Consider the following 17290-nt stretch of genomic DNA (forward strand, 5'->3'; position numbering starts at 1 on the left):
ATCACTCCTCCCTACTGCAAATCTAGACCGTGTCGCGCCGGGCTGCATCGCCTGATTTTGCAATAGCGGCATGCGCTTGCCGCAACCCGGCAAGCGCTGATTCAAAAACGCCTTAAACCGAGCGTTCGATCATCATTTTCTTGATCTGCGCAATCGCAGCCGCCGGGTTCAGACCCTTGGGGCAGGTCTTGGCGCAATTCATGATCGTGTGGCAGCGATACAGCTTGAAGGGGTCTTCCAGCTCGTCCAGACGCTCACCCGTGGCCTCATCCCGGCTGTCAATGATCCAGCGATAGGCGTGCAGCAGGGCGGCGGGGCCAAGGTAGCGGTCGCCGTTCCACCAGTAGCTGGGGCAGGATGTCGAGCAGCTGGCGCACATGACGCATTCATAAAGACCATCCAGTTTCTTGCGGTCTTCGATGGATTGCTTCCACTCTTTCGCCGGGCGGTTGGTCTTGGTTTCCAGCCACGGCATGATGGATGCGTGCTGAGCGTAGAAATGGGTCAGATCGGGGATCAGGTCCTTGACCACCGGCATATGCGGCAGCGGATAGATTTTCACGTCCCCCTTGATCTCATCCATACCGTAGATACAAGCCAGCGTGTTGATTCCGTCGATATTCATCGCGCAAGAGCCACAGATCCCTTCCCTGCACGAGCGGCGGAAGGTCAGGGTCGGGTCGATCTCGTTCTTAATCTTGATCAGCGCGTCCAGGATCATTGGACCGCAGTTGTCCATATCGACAAAATAGGTGTCGACGCGCGGGTTTTGCCCGTCATCCGGGTTCCAGCGGTAAATCTGGAACTTGCGCAGGTTTTTCGCACCCTCCGGTTTGGGCCAGGTCTTGCCGGTGGTGATCCGGGAATTCTTGGGCAGGGTCAGTTGAACCATGTCAATTCTCCATTCAGCCTGTCCGGGCGCGCTTGGACGCGCCGCGATTATAGTGCCCCCAATGGGCAATGTTCACGTCAAAATCCGGAGACAGCCAGTCGGCAACGGCCTTGGGGTCGTCCCGGTCGATATCAAATCGCAAAAACCTTGGGTTTCCGTCGAAATAGTCCTGCACTTCGGCATGGTGCACGTCGTACATATGCGCCCAGCCCTGTTTCACTTCGTCCGCCGACTGACCGTTGGCCTGACAGCAACGGTCCAGATACCGGCCCTGGTTGTGGCGCACGCGGGATGTGATCCAGTCGTCCCGATTGCGCGTGTTCAGCAGGAAATAGGCATCCGGGTAGCCCGCGTGCAGCTCGCGAAAGAACCGTGCTCCGTCCAGCATGAAGCGGACATTGACAAAGGCAATGTCGGTAAAAGCCCGAACAGCGCCAAACCCGTCCAGAGGTTTGCGGCCCATGGAGATATTTGTCACCATGCGATGCGCCAGGTTTTCGCCCTGCTCGTCCACCCAATGCACCGACGGGATGCCACTGTCCTGAAACAGCCGGTGCAACGAGGTCGTCGCACAGCGGTTGAGACCGACCAGAATGATCTTCGGATCGGCCTGAGCAGAGCGTAACGCCTGAACCGTCATACCAGCCCCCAGACACAGCACAGTGTCCAACGGCCATAGGTCGCAGCGTTGTCCGTGGGTATTTGGCGTTTGCACACCATTGCCTGGTCAATACGCTCCTTAGAAGGTCCGCGCCTTGGGCGCGATTTTCTTGAGGCTGATGCCGCCTTCGTCCTCGTTGGTCAGCGGATCGACGATGACCGGACGATAGCTGAGCTCGACCTTGTTGCCCTCGACCCGGCTGACAGTGTGAACGCGCCAGTTTTCGTCATCGCGTTCGCTGAAATCCTCATGCGCGTGGGCGCCGCGGGATTCCTTGCGCGCCTCGGCGCCGACGATGGTGGCCAGCGCGCTTGGCATCAGGTTGGTCAGTTCCAGCGTCTCCATCAGGTCGCTGTTCCAGACAAGGCTGCGGTCGGTGACTTTCAGGTCGTCCATCTTGGCGGCGATGGCGGTCATCTTCTCGACGCCCTCGGCCATAGTCTTGGCGGTACGGAACACGGCGGCGTCGGCCTGCATGGTCTTCTGCATCTCAAGCCGCAGATCGGCGGTTGGGATCGCACCGCTGGCGTTGCGGACCGTGTCGAAGCGGTCAAACGCCTTATCAACCGACGCCTGGTTCAGAACCGGGTTCGGAGCATCGGCATCGACAACCTTGCCCGCCTTGATCGCCGCCGCGCGGCCAAAGACCACAAGGTCGATCAGCGAGTTCGACCCCAGACGGTTCGCGCCGTGGACCGAGGCACAACCGGCCTCACCCACAGCCATCAGGCCGGGAACAACCGCCGTCGGGTCATCGGCGGTGGGGTTCAGAACCTCACCCCAATAGTTGGTCGGGATACCGCCCATGTTATAGTGCACGGTCGGCAGAACCGGGATCGGTTCTTTGGTGACATCGACACCGGCGAAGATCTTGGCACTTTCCGAAATGCCCGGCAGACGCTCGGCCAAAGCTTCCGCAGGCAGGTGGCTGAGGTTCAGGTGGATGTGATCCCCTTCGCCGCCAACACCACGGCCTTCGCGGATTTCCATGGTCATCGAACGCGAGACATAGTCGCGCGGCGCGAGGTCCTTGTACTGGGGCGCATAGCGCTCCATGAACCGCTCGCCTTCCGAGTTGGTCAGGTAACCACCTTCGCCCCGTGCGCCTTCGGTGATCAGGCAGCCCGAGCCGTAGATGCCGGTCGGGTGAAACTGCACGAACTCCATATCCTGCAGCGCGAGACCCGCGCGGGCCACCATGCCGCCACCGTCGCCGGTGCAGGTATGGGCCGAGGTGGCGCTGAAATACGCCCGACCATAGCCGCCGGTCGCCAGCACCACCATCTTGGCGTTGAAGACATGCATGGTGCCGTCGTCCAACTTCCAACAGACAACGCCCTGACATTGCCCGTCCTCGGACATGATCAGGTCGATGGCGAAATATTCGATGTAGAACTCGGCATTGTTCTTCAGCGACTGGCCATACAGCGTGTGCAGGATCGCGTGGCCGGTCCGGTCGGCGGCGGCACAGGTGCGCTGCACGGCGGGGCCTTCGCCAAACTCGGTGGTGTGACCGCCAAATGGGCGCTGGTAGATCTTGCCTTCTTCGGTGCGGCTGAACGGAACGCCGTAATGTTCCAATTCATAAACCGCCTTGGGCGCTTCACGCGCGAGGTATTCCATCGCGTCCGTGTCACCCAGCCAGTCCGAGCCCTTGACGGTGTCGTACATATGCCACTGCCAGTGGTCCGGCCCCATGTTCGACAGAGATGCCGCGATACCGCCTTGTGCTGCAACCGTGTGCGAGCGGGTCGGGAAAACCTTGGTCACACAGGCCGTGCGCAGGCCCTGTTCCGCCATACCCAGCGTTGCGCGCAGACCGGCGCCGCCTGCCCCGACAACCACGACGTCATATTCGTGGGTTTCATATTCATATGCTGCTGTCATTTTCTCTGATCCTTAGCGCGTCATCACAGGGCCAGCTTGACGAGGGCAAACAGCCCCGCAGCCATCAGCGTGTAGCCAAAGGCCCACATCGCAACGAGTGTGATCTTTTCCGCGATCCCGTGCACGTAATCCTCGATGGTTTCCTGCGCCTCATACATGAGTTGCAGCAGACCCACGACCAAAGTCAGACCGGTGACAATGGCCGGGAAGGGACGGGCGAAATAGGCCAGAACCTCTTCGTAGGTTCCGCCGATGCCATAGCCAAAAGTGAAGATGAACAGGGGCACCAGAATGGCCAGGATCATCGCCCGGATCATGGTGCGCCAATGTGTTTGCGTTCCGGATTTCCCCGCGCCCAGGCCTTGCGCGCGTTTGCGGTCGGTGAGGTATTGCATCGCCATTCTCCTTACACCAACAGCATGGTGATGATGGTCAGAACGGTCGCCCCGACAAACATGCCAATGCCCATCTTCTCGGACACATCAACGTCGAGGCAATAGCCGAAGTCCCACACCACGTGACGCAACCGCCCCAGCGTGTGGTACCACAGTGCCCAGACCCCACCCGTCAGGATGAGTTGACCGAACCAGCTGCGCAGAAAGCCGTCGATGCCAGCAAATGCGGCCTCGGACGTGGCCGCGGCAAGCAGCCACCAAACCACAAGTGCTGCGATGGCAAATACCGCAAGACCCGACAGTCGAACCATGATCGACGACAACGAGGTCATCTGCGGGCGGTAGATCATAATATGTGGCGAGAGCGGGCGATTGCCCCGATTGACATCGGCCATGGCGGCTCCTCTTACTTTGGCTACCAGTCGTTTTACCTTTTTTTCCTGTGCTGTCACGTGCTGCACCCGCAAAAACGGGTAATTTTAGTGCAAAATGGACGTTTTGCCCCATATGTGATCACACTAAATAATACTGTGATCACAAATCACATGCAGCCATCTCAATGTTAGCGTTTTCACTGATCAATCAATGTGATCACGAATCTTCCCCACCTATTCCAGGGCGGCAGATTGCTGGGTGACTTCGCGCAGCAGCTTTTTGCGAATGCGTTCGGGGTAGTCCGCAAACCTGGCTGCGGACACGACAAACGCCCCTTCTCCGACTATTACGTTTTCGTAGAAATAGGCTGTCAGATCAGGCTCACTTTCTTCAATGGCGATGGCATTCACGGTCACGCCGCGATCCTTCAGCAGCCCATGGATTTGCGTGGGTTCGACCCCTTCGTTCGAGATTCCGTCGCCCGAGATGTCGATCAGCAGCCGCTTGCATTCCGACACCGTATCAAATCTGGAAACCGTGGTCTCCAATGCCTCACCAATCGCGGTTGAAAAATTGCGCCAGACGCGTGGATCTTGCGCCACCTGATCGGCAAACCGGTCGAGCGCATCGAAACTGTCGATCCGGGTCCAGGGGATCGTTACCCTTTGGCGCGATGCCCCGGTCCACTGCACCAGCATCAACTGGGCCTGCCCACGCACCAATGCCTCGGACACAATCGGGTCGCGCAGACCAGCCGCCAACCCATCCATCTGAATGCGGAACTCGTTGCTGTCCACAGACCCCGAGACATCCACCGCCAGCGCCAGCGCCAGATCACAAGACCACGCAGGGGGCGCAAGGCAAAGGCAGGCGGCAAGTGTGCGAAGCAGGGTCATGCCGCCAACCTAGCACGGAAATTCAACGCTGTACTCACATCAGCGTCATCAGACCCGCGCGATCTCACCGGGTCACATCACATTGGGATCAGGGCCCAGTAGTCGAGGTCCAGCAACACATCCGGGTGATACTTGCCGTCTTCATTGCGCAACTCAAACGGCGCGCCGCCTTTGGTCGCGACCAGCCGCAGGCGAAGGGCACCGACGCCCGGAACATCGGTTTCGGCTTTGTCCAGAACCTCGGACCAGGCCTTGATCGTGTCACCTGCAAAACACGGGTTTGCATGCGCACCACCGTTCAGACCCACGATCATCTGCGCATTGGCCAGACCGTTGAAAGACAGGGTCCGCGCCATCGAGATCACGTGACCGCCATAGATCAGCCGCCCTTCGGGCCGGAAGGTCAGGTCGAAATGCACCTTGGCGGTGTTCTGCCACAGGCGAGTTGCCAGCATATGCTCGGCTTCTTCGACGGTGACGCCATCCACGTGGTCGATCTTTTCTCCGATCTCATAATCGCCCCAGCGATGGGGTTCACCCGACTGCATGAAATCGTAGTTCGAGAAATCCAGCCCCTCGGGTACAACCAGATCCTGTGGCTCCAGAACCTTTTTCAGCTCGGGCACAACGGTGTCCGGCGCGGGTGCATCCAAGTTCGACTTACGAACCATGACCCAACGCACATAGTCGATGACAACTTCATCCAACTGGTTCAGGCCACGGGTGCGCACCCAGACCACGCCGGTTTTTCCGTTCGAGTTCTGCTTGACCCCGATCACTTCGGAAACCGAGCGCAGCGTGTCGCCGGGATAAACCGGCTTCAACCAGCGCCCTTCCGCATAGCCCAGATTGGCGACCGCGTTCAGCGACACATCCGGCACGGTTTTGCCAAAGACCACATGAAACGCCGCCAGATCATCAAGCGGGCTTTCCGGCAATCCGCAGCTGCGCGCAAATTCGTCCGAGGAATAAAGCGCATGCCGCGCCGGATACAGCGCATGATACAACGCCCGTTCGCCATCCGTTACGGTGCGGGGCACTGCATGAGTCAGCACCTGCCCGACGGAATAATCCTCAAAGAAGCGGCCCGGATTGGTTTTTGCCATTATTGCTGTCCCAGTTTCATTTCAGGGGAATAGTCGCCTTCGACCTCTTTGGTCACGGCCTGCGCACAGCGCATGACACTGTTTGCCGTGTCATAGGCATAGGATGGGTCGCCATACAGCTCCCACCCTTTGGCCAATGCGTCCGACACTTTGTGGCAGAAGGCGGATGTGTCTTCTTCCGTCAACAGACGATAAAGCTTTGCCATTATTTCAGTTCCTTATCCGCCGAAGGGGGACGGGCCGACCAGCCCGTGGATATAACCGATGATGCCCAGCAAGACGATCGAGGCGACAAAGAACATCGCGTCCTTGCCATAGGTGCCAGGCTCGCCCGGGGTCCAATCAGGTTCGGACTTGTTGATCACGATCACTTCGACCACCGCCCAGGCCAGCAATCCACCGAACAGGACAATGGACGCCAAATCGCCATTGACCAGCAGATGCGCAAAAGCCCACAGCTTGAACCCGCCCAGCATCGGGTGGCGAACCTTGTTCAGCAGGCGACCTTTCGCGCCGGCCGGGCTCATCAGATAGATCGCGATCAGCACCAAGAGGTTGTTGACGTGGATCAGAAAGGTCGGCGGGGCCCAGACATGGATGAAATCGGTCATGCGATAACCGAAGATCATCAGCAGGATCGCCGCGACCAACGCCAAGGCCACCGCGCCCTTGCCCGCATCGCCCAACGCGGCGCGTTGGTCCGGCATGACGCGTTTGAACAGATGTGCGGCCCACCAAAGCGCCACCCCGAGGATCAGAAGTACAAAACCCATTGCTGGCTTACCCCGCTTGCAAAGCTGTAATCGCCTCCGCTTTTGCCAGAATTTCACGTGCGGTTACAACATGCAGGTTTTCGACAATCTTGCCGTCCACGACAGCAACGCCCTGCCCTTGCGCCTCGGTCTCTTCAAAGGCGGCGATCTGACGGCGGGCCAGATCGATCTCGGCATCCGATGGGGCGAAAGCCTCATTCGTGACCTCGACCTGCGCCGGGTGGATCAGAGTTTTGCCGTCAAAGCCCATATCCCGGCCCTGTGCGCATTCTTCGGCCAAACCTTCGGTGTCTTTGAACGCATTATATACGCCGTCCACAATGATCAGACCTTCGGCCTTGGCGGCCAGCAGGCACAGGCCCAAAGACGTCATCAGCGGCAGGCGATCCGGGCGGAAGCGTGTCTGAAGCTCTTTCGCCAGATCGTTGGTGCCCATGACAAAACCCGCCATCAGGGGATGGGCTGCAATCTCGGCGGCGTTCAGCATCCCGCGCGGGGTTTCCATCATCGCCCAGATCGGCAGATCCCCGGTGATTGCGGCCAAAGCGTCGACATCAGCGGCCGAGCTCACCTTGGGCAGCAGAACCACATCGGCATCCATGTCCCGCACGGCCTCGGCATCGGCGCGGCCCCATTCGGTGTCCAGCCCGTTGATTCGAACGATCTTGACCCGCGAACCATACCCGCCAGCGGCCAGGGCTGCCTTGAGCGTCTCGCGTGCATTCTCTTTCTCGTCCGCTGCAACTGCATCTTCCAGATCGAAGATGATCGCATCAACAGGCAGAGTGCGTGCCTTGTCCAGGGCCCGATCACGCGAGCCGGGAATATACAGAACCGAACGATACGGGCGTTGACGCGGATCCATCGATGCCTCCCTAAGAAATAAAGTTGCGCGGAATGGGCCATTTTTTTCGGGAAACTTCAAGGTCAAAATCGCCGCAATGCAGCATTCGACCCGCCGCGTGACGCAACGCACTTTGGTTTAACCGGATTTCCGGTCCCCCCCCCGCAAGCTGACTTGCACACCAGACAAAAGGGGTCGGAGATGAAAAAGACAGTTGCGAATATGACCATCGGGCTTGGGATCATGGTGTTGGCGGCCCAACAGGTGCAGGCGCAGAACCGCAACTGCGCCCCGCGCGCGGACGTGATCGAGCGTCTGGCCGGAACCTATGGCGAAACCCGCAAGGGGATCGGCATTGCCCGTCAAGGCGCGGTGATGGAGGTGTTTGCCTCGGACGAGACGGGAAGCTGGACGATCACCGTCACCCTGCCGGACGGCATGACCTGCCTTGTGGCCTCGGGCCAGTCTTACGAGGCGCTTGCCGAAGCCCTGCCGCCCAATGCCTAAGTCAAAGCGTCCCAGATCAGTTTTGATCCGGTCAGGGTCAGCAAAACATAGGTGATGCCAAAGAACACGCGTTCGGACAGCATAAAATGCGCCCGAACGCCGAGCCAGGCCCCTAAGACGGCAAACGGAGCCAGCAGAAGATTGGCCCAGGCCGTTTGCAGGGTGAAAAGCCCCAGATAGGCATAGGGCACGAACTTCACGATATTGATGACCCAAAAGACCAGCACGGTCGACGCCTGAAATTCGGTCTTCGTCAGGCGCTGCGACAGCAGATAAACCGCGGCAGGCGGTCCCCCGGCATGGCTGACGAAGCTGGTGAAGCCTGCCACCACACCGGCAAACACCCCGGCGGATGGCGGTAAACGGTCTGCAAAGCCGCGAATCCAACCTCGGACCTGTGCGATATGCCAAACCACAAACGCAACCGAGATGCCGCCGATCAGCAACCGCAGCACGTCGTCATTCGTCAGGTGGAAAAGGCCCATTCCCAGCAGCACACCGGGTATGCCGCCCTGTATCAACAGGCGGCAATCCGGCCAGCTCCAACGTTTCCAATAGGGGCCAAGCGTTGCCACATCGATGATCATCAGGATCGGCAACATCAGCGCCACGGCCTGCGCCGGGCTCAGGATCAGCGCCAGAATCGACGAGGACGCAAAAGCCACGCCCGAACCGAACCCGCCTTTTGAAATACCGGCAAAGATCACCGCAGGGATCGCCACGGCAAAAAACATCAGGTTCAGTTCGAACATGCGGCGGCCTGCGAATTGGCTTGTCTCACAAGCCGTTTAGCGCAATCAACACGGGCAAGGCAAACGGTATGCGGTGGCATGCCGCGCCGCAGGACCCTTGCGCAATTGCCATTTAGCGACTAGCACAACCGCGATTTCAAAACCGACCGGAGAATTCCAAATGGCCAGACCCAAGATTGCGCTGATCGGCGCGGGGAACATCGGCGGCACGCTTGCACATCTGGCAGCTGTCAAAGAACTGGGTGACGTTGTCCTGTTTGACATCGCAGACGGACTGCCGCAGGGCAAGGCACTCGACATCGCAGAATCCGGCCCTTCGGAAGGCTTTGACGCTTCGATGAAAGGCACCAGCGACTACGCCGACATCGCAGGCGCGGATGTGTGCATCGTCACCGCAGGCGTCGCCCGCAAACCGGGGATGAGCCGCGATGACCTGTTGGGCATCAACCTGAAAGTCATGAAGTCCGTTGGCGAAGGCATCGCTGCCCACGCGCCCGACGCCTTCGTGATCTGCATCACCAACCCGCTGGACGCGATGGTCTGGGCCCTGCGCGAATTCTCGGGCCTGCCCCACAACAAGGTCTGCGGCATGGCAGGCGTGCTGGACTCGGCGCGTTTCGCACACTTCCTGTCGGAAGAGTTCAACGTCTCGATGCGCGACGTCACCGCCTTTGTTCTGGGTGGCCACGGCGACACCATGGTTCCCTCGGTCCGCTATTCGACCGTTGCCGGTATCCCGCTGCCCGATCTGGTCGAGATGGGCTGGACCACGCAAGAGAAACTGGACGCCATCGTTCAGCGCACCCGCGACGGTGGTGCCGAGATTGTTGGCCTGCTGAAAACCGGCTCGGCCTATTACGCGCCTGCGACTTCGGCGATCGAAATGGCCGAAGCCTATCTGAAAGACCAAAAGCGCGTTCTGCCCTGTGCCGCCTATTGCAGCGGTGAACTGGGTGTCGATGGCCTGTATGTCGGCGTCCCGACCGTGATCGGCGCAGGCGGTGTCGAGCGCATCGTGGACATCAAGCTGAACGCGGACGAACAGGCCGGTTTCGACAACTCGGTCAACGCGGTGAAAGGCCTGATCGAGGCGTGTAAGGGCATCGACAGCTCGCTGGCGTAAGCCGCACCTCTGCACACGCATTCCAAACCGGCCTTCTTGCGAGGCCGGTTTTTTTGTGGCTTTCGATCCGGCTGATTTCCGGTCGCTCCTGTTATCGCAAACGTCGCAAACTCTGCTTTTTGAATGTGATTTTATCGGTCTACCGGCAGGATCGAATCAAACGCCAGCTCGTTCAGATTTTGTGATCACACCCCAAAAACCTGTGATCACAAATACTGAAAATCTTCCACAAAAACTCGTGACACGTCAAAAAACCCTTTAAACTTGCCCTCTAGACACGCCTATAACGGTTCAATCGTAGTCAAACGGGACAGTTTCGATGAATATCCACGAATATCAGGCCAAAGCGCTTCTTCGCAGCTATGGCGCTCCGGTCTCTGAAGGTCGCGCGGTTCTGCGCGCCGAAGAAGCCAAAACCGCAGCCGGTGAACTGGACGGCCCGCTTTGGGTGGTCAAGTCGCAGATCCACGCAGGCGGTCGCGGCAAGGGCTCTTTCAAAGAGGCAGACGCCGGTGAAAAAGGCGGTGTGCGCCTGACCAAATCGGTCGAGGAAGCCGCCGAAGAAGCCAAGAAGATGCTGGGTCGCACGCTGGTCACGCATCAGACCGGCCCGGCGGGCAAACAGGTCAACCGCATCTACATCGAAGCCGGTTCCGGCATCGAAACCGAAATGTATCTGGCCCTGCTGGTGGACCGCCAGACCAGCCGCATCTCGTTCGTCTGCTCGACCGAAGGTGGCATGGACATCGAAGAAGTGGCCGCTGAAACGCCCGAGAAAATCCTGTCGTTCTCGGTCGACCCCGCGACCGGCTATCAGCCCTATCACGGCCGCCGCATCGCGTTCTCGCTGGGTCTGCAAGGCGCACAGGTCAAGCAATGCGTCAAGCTGATGGGTCAGCTGTACCAGGCCTTCGTCGAGAAGGACATGGAGATGCTGGAGATCAACCCGCTGATCATCACCGATGGCGGCGACCTCAAGGTGCTGGACGCCAAGGTCAGCTTTGACGGCAACGCGGTCTACCGCCACCCCGACATCGCCGAACTGCGCGACACGACCGAGGAAGACCCCAAGGAACTGGAAGCCTCGAAATACGACCTGAACTACATCGCGCTGGATGGTGAGATCGGCTGCATGGTGAACGGTGCCGGTCTGGCCATGGCAACCATGGACATCATCAAGCTGTATGGGGCAGAGCCTGCCAACTTCCTCGACGTAGGTGGTGGTGCAACCAAAGAGAAAGTGACCGAAGCCTTCAAGATCATCACCTCGGACCCGAACGTCAAGGGCATTCTGGTCAACATCTTCGGCGGCATCATGCGCTGTGATGTGATTGCCGAGGGCGTTGTCGCCGCAGTGAAAGAGGTCGGCCTGCAGGTTCCGCTGGTTGTGCGTCTGGAAGGCACCAATGTCGAGAAAGGCAAAGAGATCATCAACACCTCTGGCCTTGACGTGATCGCGGCGGACAACCTGAAAGACGGTGCCGAGAAGATCGTGAAGGCGGTTAAGGGCTAAGTTCATGGCATCCGCTGTCGAAGGCAAAGCAATCAAAATCACGGAACGGAATGTGAAAAATAATCACATCCCCATTGCGCACGTCGCGGATTTGTTTCCGGCTGACTGCTTCGGCGGAAGCCGCAAGGCAGCGGCAGCAGCCCCGATAGATGTGATGCTAGACGGCATAAGCACTTTCGAGACCGACATAGCAGAAGACAAAAAAATCCTCCGCATCCGCGCGAATGGTGCAGTTGGAGAGTTTTACAAACGCAGCCATGCGAAAGAAGGAACAAGAATCTTCTTCGAGAAGATTGGGCCTCGCTTATTTCGCATTACGGCTTTCAACTAAAGGAACCATATCAAATGGCAGTCCTCATCGACGAAAATACCAAAGTGATCTGTCAGGGCTTTACCGGCTCGCAGGGCACATTCCACAGCGAACAGGCCATCGCCTATGGCACCAAGATGGTCGGCGGCGTGACCCCCGGCAAAGGCGGGATGGAGCATCTGGGCCTGCCCGTGTTCAACTCGGTCCACGAAGCCAAGCATGTGACCGAAGCCAATGCCTCGGTGATCTATGTTCCGCCGCCCTTCGCGGCTGATTCGATCCTCGAAGCGATTGATGCCGAGATGGAAGTGATCGTCTGCATCACCGAAGGCATCCCGGTTCTTGACATGATGAAGGTAAAACGCGCGCTGGAAGGCTCGAACTCGCGCCTGATCGGCCCGAACTGCCCCGGTGTCATCACGCCCGACGCCTGCAAAATCGGCATCATGCCCGGCCACATCCACAAGCGCGGCTCGGTCGGCGTTGTATCCCGCTCGGGCACCCTGACCTATGAGGCGGTCAAGCAGACCACCGATGTGGGTCTGGGCCAGTCCACCTGCGTCGGCATCGGCGGCGACCCGATCAAAGGGACCGAGCATATCGACGTGCTGGAATGGTTCCTGGCCGATGACGAAACCCACTCGATCATCATGATCGGTGAGATCGGTGGCTCGGCCGAGGAAGAAGCCGCGCAGTTCCTGGCGGATGAGGCCAAGAAGGGCCGCAAAAAGCCGACCGCCGGTTTCATCGCAGGCCGCACAGCCCCTCCGGGCCGTCGCATGGGCCACGCGGGCGCGATTGTCGCCGGTGGCAAAGGCGGTGCCGAGGACAAGATCGAAGCCATGCGCTCGGCCGGTATCGTCGTGGCCGAAAGCCCGGCGCAGCTGGGTGAGGCCGTGCTGGAAGCGATTGGGTAAGCGCGATGGAGCGCCAAAGTATATGCTTTGCGAAGCGGGGGAAAAAGTTCCCTCGCTTTCGGCATGTTTTGGCTATTGTTCTTGGCTGCCTGTACTCTGCATCAACAACTGGTGCAAACGCATCGCCCGACTTCTCCAAGCCAACAAAGGACGTAATCGAACTTTGTACTTGGTCGACTGAGGATTCCGTAGCTATTTCTCAAAAGTTTCTTGATAGAGGGTGGAAGCGCTTCCGAGCACCCTTCACTGACTCGATGCTGGGGCTCGTCGCAGATGGGTACTTACTGCCTGCTTTTACGTACAAGGATCACAACCCGCTCGAGTTGGATCTGGAAACTGGTGTGTCCACTAACCTTCTCGATCATGTAAACACAATTTCTGAAGGGGCCGAATTAGGACACTATGAAGTGTTGTGGACGGACCAACACCCCAGCGCATTCTTGTTGCTATCTGATCGCAAAGACGAAACTGCTTCCAGCGATAGTTTGGGTTGTAACTATTTTAGCACTTCGACCCATGACGCAACAAAAATAAGAAATGCCATCTGGGCATTCAATATCGAGGACCTAGGCGAAACTCGCGAACGTAAGTACGGTCCTTCTAGGTGCCTTTCGGCGACGACTTGGGGATACCCACCAGTCCAAACTAATCTGGAAACGCAGGGTTTGGACAGAAAACCCGTCGAATTGATAAATCGCCCACTTCCAGAACCCGACTTGGGTGCCGGACCCGCCAAAATTTGGTTTTGGAGTTTTGACGAAACAGAATTCAACGAGGCCTTCGGAAGAACGCCTAACACTGCCTTAGCTCTGAACATAACACGTTGTACGATAAGGCAAAAACAATGACCTTCTCTGACGCCATCCGCACCTGTTTCTCCAAGTTCTTCACCTTCTCGGGTCGGGCCTCCCGCCCCGAATATTGGTTCTTTTTCCTGTTCATCGTGATCTGGAGCATTCTGGCCGGGATCATCGATGCGCGGTTCTTCACTGAGGTGTTGGTCAGTGAAAGCGATGAGGTCAAAGCCGCCGCCGCGACATCCCGCCAACCAGTGCAAAGCATCGTCAGTCTGATTGTCTTCTTCCCGCATCTGGCCGTCGCGTGGCGGCGGATGCATGATAGCGGGCGCAGCGGGCTTTATGCTCTGCTGCCGATCCTGCTGATCCTCGGGGCCTTTGCGGTCCTGATATTTGGCATTGGCATTGCCAGCCAGTTCCACGGTGGCACTCTGGACATTCTGTTCACACGTGCCACTTTGCTGATCGTCATTCCGACACTTATCGTCCTGTTTGTGTCGCCCCTTCTGGTGCTCTGGTGGCTGGCCCGCCCCAGCCAACCCGGCGCCAACCAATACGGTCCCAACCCATATGAGGTAGCCCAATGACCGAACATACGCCCAACTCTGCCTTTCATGCCTCAAGCTTTATGCAGGGGCACAATGCCGAGTATCTGGAACAGCTTTATGCCCAGTACACGAAGGACCCGAACGCGATAGACGCGGCCTGGGTCGATTTCTTCCGGCAGATGGGCGACGCCACGCCCGACGTTCAGAAAGAGGCAGAAGGGCCGTCCTGGGCGCGGACCGACTGGCCGCCGATGCCGGCCGATGATCTGACCGGCGCGCTGACCGGCGAGTGGGCCGAGATCGACGCCAAAGCGGCAGGCAAAAAGATCAAGGAAAAGGCAGCTGACACGGGCGTCAAGGTCAGTGAAGATCAGGTCAAACGCGCCGTGCTGGACAGCCTACGCGCCCTGATGCTGATCCGGGCCTATCGGATCCGGGGCCATCTGGCTGCCGATCTGGATCCGCTGGGCATGCGCGCGGCCAGCACGCACCCGGAACTGGATCCAAAGACCTACGGCTTTACCGAAGCCGATATGGACCGTCAGATTTTCATCGACAACGTGCTGGGCCTGCAGATGGCCAGCATGCGCCAGATCGTCGAGATCGTGAAACGCACCTATTGCGGCACCTTCGCACTGCAATACATGCATATCTCGGACCCCGAACAGGCCGCCTGGCTGAAAGAACGGATCGAAGGCTACGGCAAGGAAATCGCCTTTACCAAGGAAGGCCGCAAGGCGATCCTGAACAAGATGGTCGAGGCCGAAGGCTTCGAAAAATTCTTACATGTCAAATACATGGGCACCAAGCGGTTCGGTCTGGACGGCGGCGAAAGTCTGATCCCGGCGATGGAGCAGATCATCAAGCGCGGCGGTGCTCTGGGCGTTCAGGACATCGTGATCGGCATGCCGCATCGCGGGCGTCTGAACATCCTCGCCAACGTGATGGGCAAGCCTTACCGCGCGATTTTCAACGAATTCCAGGGCGGCAGCTTCAAGCCCGAGGATGTGGATGGCTCGGGCGACGTGAAATATCACCTTGGCGCCTCCAGTGACCGCGAGTTTGATGGCAACAGCGTGCACCTGTCGCTGACCGCCAACCCCAGCCACCTTGAGGCGGTAAACCCGGTTGTTCTGGGCAAGGTCCGCGCCAAGCAAGATCAATTGAAAGACGAAGACCGCACCAAGGTCATGGGCATCCTGCTGCACGGCGATGCGGCCTTTGCCGGTCAGGGTGTGGTGGCTGAAGGGTTCGGCCTGTCCGGCCTGCGCGGTCACAAGACCGGCGGCACAATGCATATCGTGGTGAACAACCAGATCGGTTTCACCACCGCGCCGCATTTCTCACGCTCCAGCCCCTATCCCACGGATATTGCGCTGATGGTTGAGGCGCCGATCTTCCACGTGAACGGTGACGACCCCGAGGCCGTGGTGCATGCGGCGAAGGTGGCGACCGAGTTCCGTCAGAAGTTCCACAAGGACGTGGTCATCGACATCTTCTGCTATCGCCGGTTTGGTCATAACGAGGGCGATGAGCCCATGTTCACCAACCCGATCATGTACAAGAAGATCAAGACGCATAAGACCACGTTGTCTCTGTACACCGAGCGTTTGGTCAAGGACGGTCTGATCCCCGAGGGCGAGATCGAGGACATGAAGGCCGCCTTCCAGGCCCATCTGAATGATGAGTTCGAGGCTGGAAAAGACTATAAACCCAACAAGGCCGACTGGTTGGACGGGCGCTGGTCGCACATGGACAAAAGCAAGGAAGAATATGTGCGGGGCGAGACCGCCATTTCTCCGGACACGCTGGCTGAGGTTGGCAAGGCACTGACCCATGCGCCCGACAATGTGGCCCTGCACAAGACCGTGGGCCGCCTGCTGGATCACAAAAAGCAGATGTTCGAAACAGGCACAGGGTTTGACTGGGCCACGGGCGAAGCACTGGCCTTTGGCTCATTGCTGACCGAAGGCTACCCGGTGCGCCTGTCCGGGCAGGACGCAACGCGCGGGACGTTTAGCCAGCGCCATTCCGGCTTTGTCCATCAGGAAAGTGAAGAACGCTATTACCCGCTGAACAATATTCGCTCGGGGCAGGCGCAGTACGAAGTGATCGACTCGATGCTGTCCGAATATGCGGTTCTGGGTTTCGAATACGGCTATTCGCTGGCCGAACCCAACGCCCTGACCCTGTGGGAAGCGCAGTTCGGCGATTTCGCCAACGGGGCGCAGATCATGTTCGACCAGTTCATCAGCTCGGGCGAAAGCAAGTGGCTGCGGATGTCCGGTCTGGTCTGCCTGCTGCCGCACGGGTTCGAAGGGCAAGGGCCGGAACACTCGTCTGCCCGTCTGGAACGGTTCCTGCAAATGTGCGGACAGGACAACTGGATCGTGGCGAACTGCACGACGCCTGCAAACTATTTCCACATCCTGCGCCGTCAGCTACACCGGACCTTCCGCAAGCCGCTGATCCTGGTGACGCCGAAATCGCTGCTGCGCCACAAGCTGGCTGTCAGCAAGGCAGAAGAATTCACCACAGGCTCCAGCTTCCACCGGGTTCTGTGGGACGATGCGCAGCACGGAAACTCGGACACCAAGCTGGTCAAGGACGACAAGATCAAGCGGGTCGTGATGTGTTCCGGCAAGGTTTACTACGACCTGCTGGAGGAACGCGACACGCGTGGGATCGACGATGTCTACCTGATGCGGATCGAACAGTTTTATCCGTTCCCGGCGCACTCGCTGATCAATGAGCTTGAGCGCTTTAAGGGTGCGGAAATGATCTGGTGTCAGGAAGAGCCCAAGAACCAGGGCGCCTGGACCTTTATCGAGCCCAATATCGAATGGGTGCTGACCCGCATCAAGGCCAAGCATACCCGGCCGCGCTATGTCGGTCGCGCAACATCCGCCTCACCCGCGACGGGTCTGGCCAGCCAACACAAAGCCCAACAACAAGCGCTGGTGAACGAAGCGCTGAGCATTGAAGGAAAGTAAA

19 protein-coding genes are annotated in these 17290 nt (G+C 58.7%); 8 read left to right on the top strand and 11 right to left on the bottom strand.

Going from position 1 to position 17290, the window contains the following annotated elements; all coding sequences use genetic code 11:
* Positions 1-112: 112 nt before the first annotated feature.
* The 10 genes from ACR0LW_RS08415 to ACR0LW_RS08460 form a co-directional block, all read right to left on the bottom strand.
* Positions 113-892 carry a succinate dehydrogenase iron-sulfur subunit gene (locus ACR0LW_RS08415; protein ID WP_170455629.1) on the bottom strand — a complete coding sequence of 260 codons (780 nt, stop codon included), beginning with the start codon at positions 890-892 and terminating at the stop codon, positions 113-115.
* Between the two features lie 13 nt (positions 893-905).
* A complete protein-coding gene (locus ACR0LW_RS08420) occupies positions 906-1532 on the bottom strand; it encodes a sulfotransferase (RefSeq protein WP_480585707.1) in 627 nt (208 codons plus the stop codon).
* Positions 1533-1631: 99 nt separating this feature from the next.
* On the bottom strand, positions 1632-3440 hold the full coding sequence (gene sdhA, locus ACR0LW_RS08425; protein ID WP_170624009.1) for a succinate dehydrogenase flavoprotein subunit: 1809 nt from the start codon (positions 3438-3440) through the stop codon (positions 1632-1634).
* 23 nt (positions 3441-3463) lie between these two features.
* Entirely contained in the window at positions 3464-3835 is a 372-nt protein-coding gene (locus ACR0LW_RS08430; protein WP_480882247.1) for a succinate dehydrogenase, hydrophobic membrane anchor protein, read from the bottom strand.
* 11 nt (positions 3836-3846) lie between these two features.
* Entirely contained in the window at positions 3847-4230 is a 384-nt protein-coding gene (sdhC, locus tag ACR0LW_RS08435) for a succinate dehydrogenase, cytochrome b556 subunit (protein WP_480874617.1), read from the bottom strand.
* A 213-nt stretch (positions 4231-4443) separates the two neighbouring features.
* On the bottom strand, positions 4444-5106 hold the full coding sequence (locus tag ACR0LW_RS08440) for a DUF1194 domain-containing protein (protein WP_170737214.1): 663 nt from the start codon (positions 5104-5106) through the stop codon (positions 4444-4446).
* Between the two features lie 77 nt (positions 5107-5183).
* Positions 5184-6212 (bottom strand): MaoC family dehydratase, encoded by a 1029-nt coding sequence (locus tag ACR0LW_RS08445; RefSeq protein WP_480882248.1) that lies wholly within the window; start codon positions 6210-6212, stop codon positions 5184-5186.
* A complete protein-coding gene (locus ACR0LW_RS08450; RefSeq protein WP_170455640.1) occupies positions 6212-6418 on the bottom strand; it encodes a DUF1737 domain-containing protein in 207 nt (68 codons plus the stop codon). Before ACR0LW_RS08450 ends, ACR0LW_RS08445 begins: the two co-directional genes overlap by 1 nt.
* 12 nt (positions 6419-6430) lie before the next feature.
* Positions 6431-6985 carry an NnrU family protein gene (locus ACR0LW_RS08455; RefSeq protein ID WP_480585698.1) on the bottom strand — a complete coding sequence of 185 codons (555 nt, stop codon included), beginning with the start codon at positions 6983-6985 and terminating at the stop codon, positions 6431-6433.
* A gap of 7 nt (positions 6986-6992) precedes the next feature.
* Complete coding sequence (locus ACR0LW_RS08460; protein ID WP_170522258.1) at positions 6993-7850, bottom strand: HpcH/HpaI aldolase/citrate lyase family protein; 858 nt, start codon at positions 7848-7850, stop codon at positions 6993-6995.
* 180 nt (positions 7851-8030) lie between these two features.
* Between ACR0LW_RS08460 and ACR0LW_RS08465 the strand changes: the two genes are divergently transcribed.
* Positions 8031-8336, top strand: coding sequence for a hypothetical protein (locus ACR0LW_RS08465; RefSeq protein WP_170522256.1), 306 nt, complete (start codon positions 8031-8033; stop codon positions 8334-8336).
* On the opposite strand, the gene ACR0LW_RS08470 is transcribed toward ACR0LW_RS08465, so the two are convergent.
* The gene (locus ACR0LW_RS08470) at positions 8333-9088 is read right to left on the bottom strand and encodes a sulfite exporter TauE/SafE family protein (RefSeq protein WP_170522254.1); all 756 of its coding nucleotides are present in this window, start codon (positions 9086-9088) and stop codon (positions 8333-8335) included. The two genes, ACR0LW_RS08465 and ACR0LW_RS08470, sit on opposite strands and share 4 nt — an antisense overlap.
* Positions 9089-9248: 160 nt before the next feature.
* Between ACR0LW_RS08470 and mdh the strand changes: the two genes are divergently transcribed.
* From mdh to ACR0LW_RS08505, 7 genes are all read left to right on the top strand, one after another.
* Complete coding sequence (mdh, locus tag ACR0LW_RS08475) at positions 9249-10211, top strand: malate dehydrogenase (protein ID WP_170522252.1); 963 nt, start codon at positions 9249-9251, stop codon at positions 10209-10211.
* Positions 10212-10530: 319 nt separating this feature from the next.
* The gene (gene sucC, locus ACR0LW_RS08480; RefSeq protein WP_170522250.1) at positions 10531-11724 is read left to right on the top strand and encodes an ADP-forming succinate--CoA ligase subunit beta; all 1194 of its coding nucleotides are present in this window, start codon (positions 10531-10533) and stop codon (positions 11722-11724) included.
* Positions 11725-11728: 4 nt separating this feature from the next.
* Entirely contained in the window at positions 11729-12055 is a 327-nt protein-coding gene (locus ACR0LW_RS08485) for a hypothetical protein (protein WP_480882251.1), read from the top strand.
* A 14-nt stretch (positions 12056-12069) separates the two neighbouring features.
* The gene (gene sucD / locus ACR0LW_RS08490) at positions 12070-12951 is read left to right on the top strand and encodes a succinate--CoA ligase subunit alpha (protein WP_170455655.1); all 882 of its coding nucleotides are present in this window, start codon (positions 12070-12072) and stop codon (positions 12949-12951) included.
* Between the two features lie 5 nt (positions 12952-12956).
* A complete protein-coding gene (locus ACR0LW_RS08495; RefSeq protein ID WP_480882252.1) occupies positions 12957-13799 on the top strand; it encodes a hypothetical protein in 843 nt (280 codons plus the stop codon).
* Positions 13796-14335 (top strand): DUF805 domain-containing protein, encoded by a 540-nt coding sequence (locus ACR0LW_RS08500; RefSeq protein WP_170624029.1) that lies wholly within the window; start codon positions 13796-13798, stop codon positions 14333-14335. Before ACR0LW_RS08495 ends, ACR0LW_RS08500 begins: the two co-directional genes overlap by 4 nt.
* Positions 14332-17289, top strand: coding sequence for a 2-oxoglutarate dehydrogenase E1 component (locus ACR0LW_RS08505; RefSeq protein WP_170455661.1), 2958 nt, complete (start codon positions 14332-14334; stop codon positions 17287-17289). Before ACR0LW_RS08500 ends, ACR0LW_RS08505 begins: the two co-directional genes overlap by 4 nt.
* Position 17290 lies beyond the last annotated feature (1 nt).

The sequence above is a fragment of the Ruegeria sp. N4 genome, from assembly GCF_056531425.1.

Bases quoted from the DNA above. Each gene is read 5' to 3' on its own strand.
- ACR0LW_RS08460 (WP_170522258.1), bottom strand. From the start codon at position 7,850: ATGGATCCGCGTCAACGCCCGTATCGTTCGGTTCTGTATATTCCCGGC.
- ACR0LW_RS08445 (WP_480882248.1), bottom strand. From the start codon at position 6,212: ATGGCAAAAACCAATCCGGGCCGCTTCTTTGAGGATTATTCCGTCGGG.
- ACR0LW_RS08500 (WP_170624029.1), top strand. From the start codon at position 13,796: ATGACCTTCTCTGACGCCATCCGCACCTGTTTCTCCAAGTTCTTCACC.
- sdhA (WP_170624009.1), bottom strand. From the start codon at position 3,440: ATGACAGCAGCATATGAATATGAAACCCACGAATATGACGTCGTGGTT.
- ACR0LW_RS08430 (WP_480882247.1), bottom strand. From the start codon at position 3,835: ATGCAATACCTCACCGACCGCAAACGCGCGCAAGGCCTGGGCGCGGGG.
- ACR0LW_RS08465 (WP_170522256.1), top strand. From the start codon at position 8,031: ATGAAAAAGACAGTTGCGAATATGACCATCGGGCTTGGGATCATGGTG.
- ACR0LW_RS08440 (WP_170737214.1), bottom strand. From the start codon at position 5,106: ATGACCCTGCTTCGCACACTTGCCGCCTGCCTTTGCCTTGCGCCCCCT.
- ACR0LW_RS08420 (WP_480585707.1), bottom strand. From the start codon at position 1,532: ATGACGGTTCAGGCGTTACGCTCTGCTCAGGCCGATCCGAAGATCATT.
- sdhC (WP_480874617.1), bottom strand. From the start codon at position 4,230: ATGGCCGATGTCAATCGGGGCAATCGCCCGCTCTCGCCACATATTATG.
- sucD (WP_170455655.1), top strand. From the start codon at position 12,070: ATGGCAGTCCTCATCGACGAAAATACCAAAGTGATCTGTCAGGGCTTT.
- ACR0LW_RS08455 (WP_480585698.1), bottom strand. From the start codon at position 6,985: ATGGGTTTTGTACTTCTGATCCTCGGGGTGGCGCTTTGGTGGGCCGCA.
- ACR0LW_RS08415 (WP_170455629.1), bottom strand. From the start codon at position 892: ATGGTTCAACTGACCCTGCCCAAGAATTCCCGGATCACCACCGGCAAG.
- ACR0LW_RS08485 (WP_480882251.1), top strand. From the start codon at position 11,729: ATGGCATCCGCTGTCGAAGGCAAAGCAATCAAAATCACGGAACGGAAT.
- sucC (WP_170522250.1), top strand. From the start codon at position 10,531: ATGAATATCCACGAATATCAGGCCAAAGCGCTTCTTCGCAGCTATGGC.
- ACR0LW_RS08505 (WP_170455661.1), top strand. From the start codon at position 14,332: ATGACCGAACATACGCCCAACTCTGCCTTTCATGCCTCAAGCTTTATG.
- ACR0LW_RS08470 (WP_170522254.1), bottom strand. From the start codon at position 9,088: ATGTTCGAACTGAACCTGATGTTTTTTGCCGTGGCGATCCCTGCGGTG.
- ACR0LW_RS08495 (WP_480882252.1), top strand. From the start codon at position 12,957: ATGGAGCGCCAAAGTATATGCTTTGCGAAGCGGGGGAAAAAGTTCCCT.
- ACR0LW_RS08450 (WP_170455640.1), bottom strand. From the start codon at position 6,418: ATGGCAAAGCTTTATCGTCTGTTGACGGAAGAAGACACATCCGCCTTC.
- mdh (WP_170522252.1), top strand. From the start codon at position 9,249: ATGGCCAGACCCAAGATTGCGCTGATCGGCGCGGGGAACATCGGCGGC.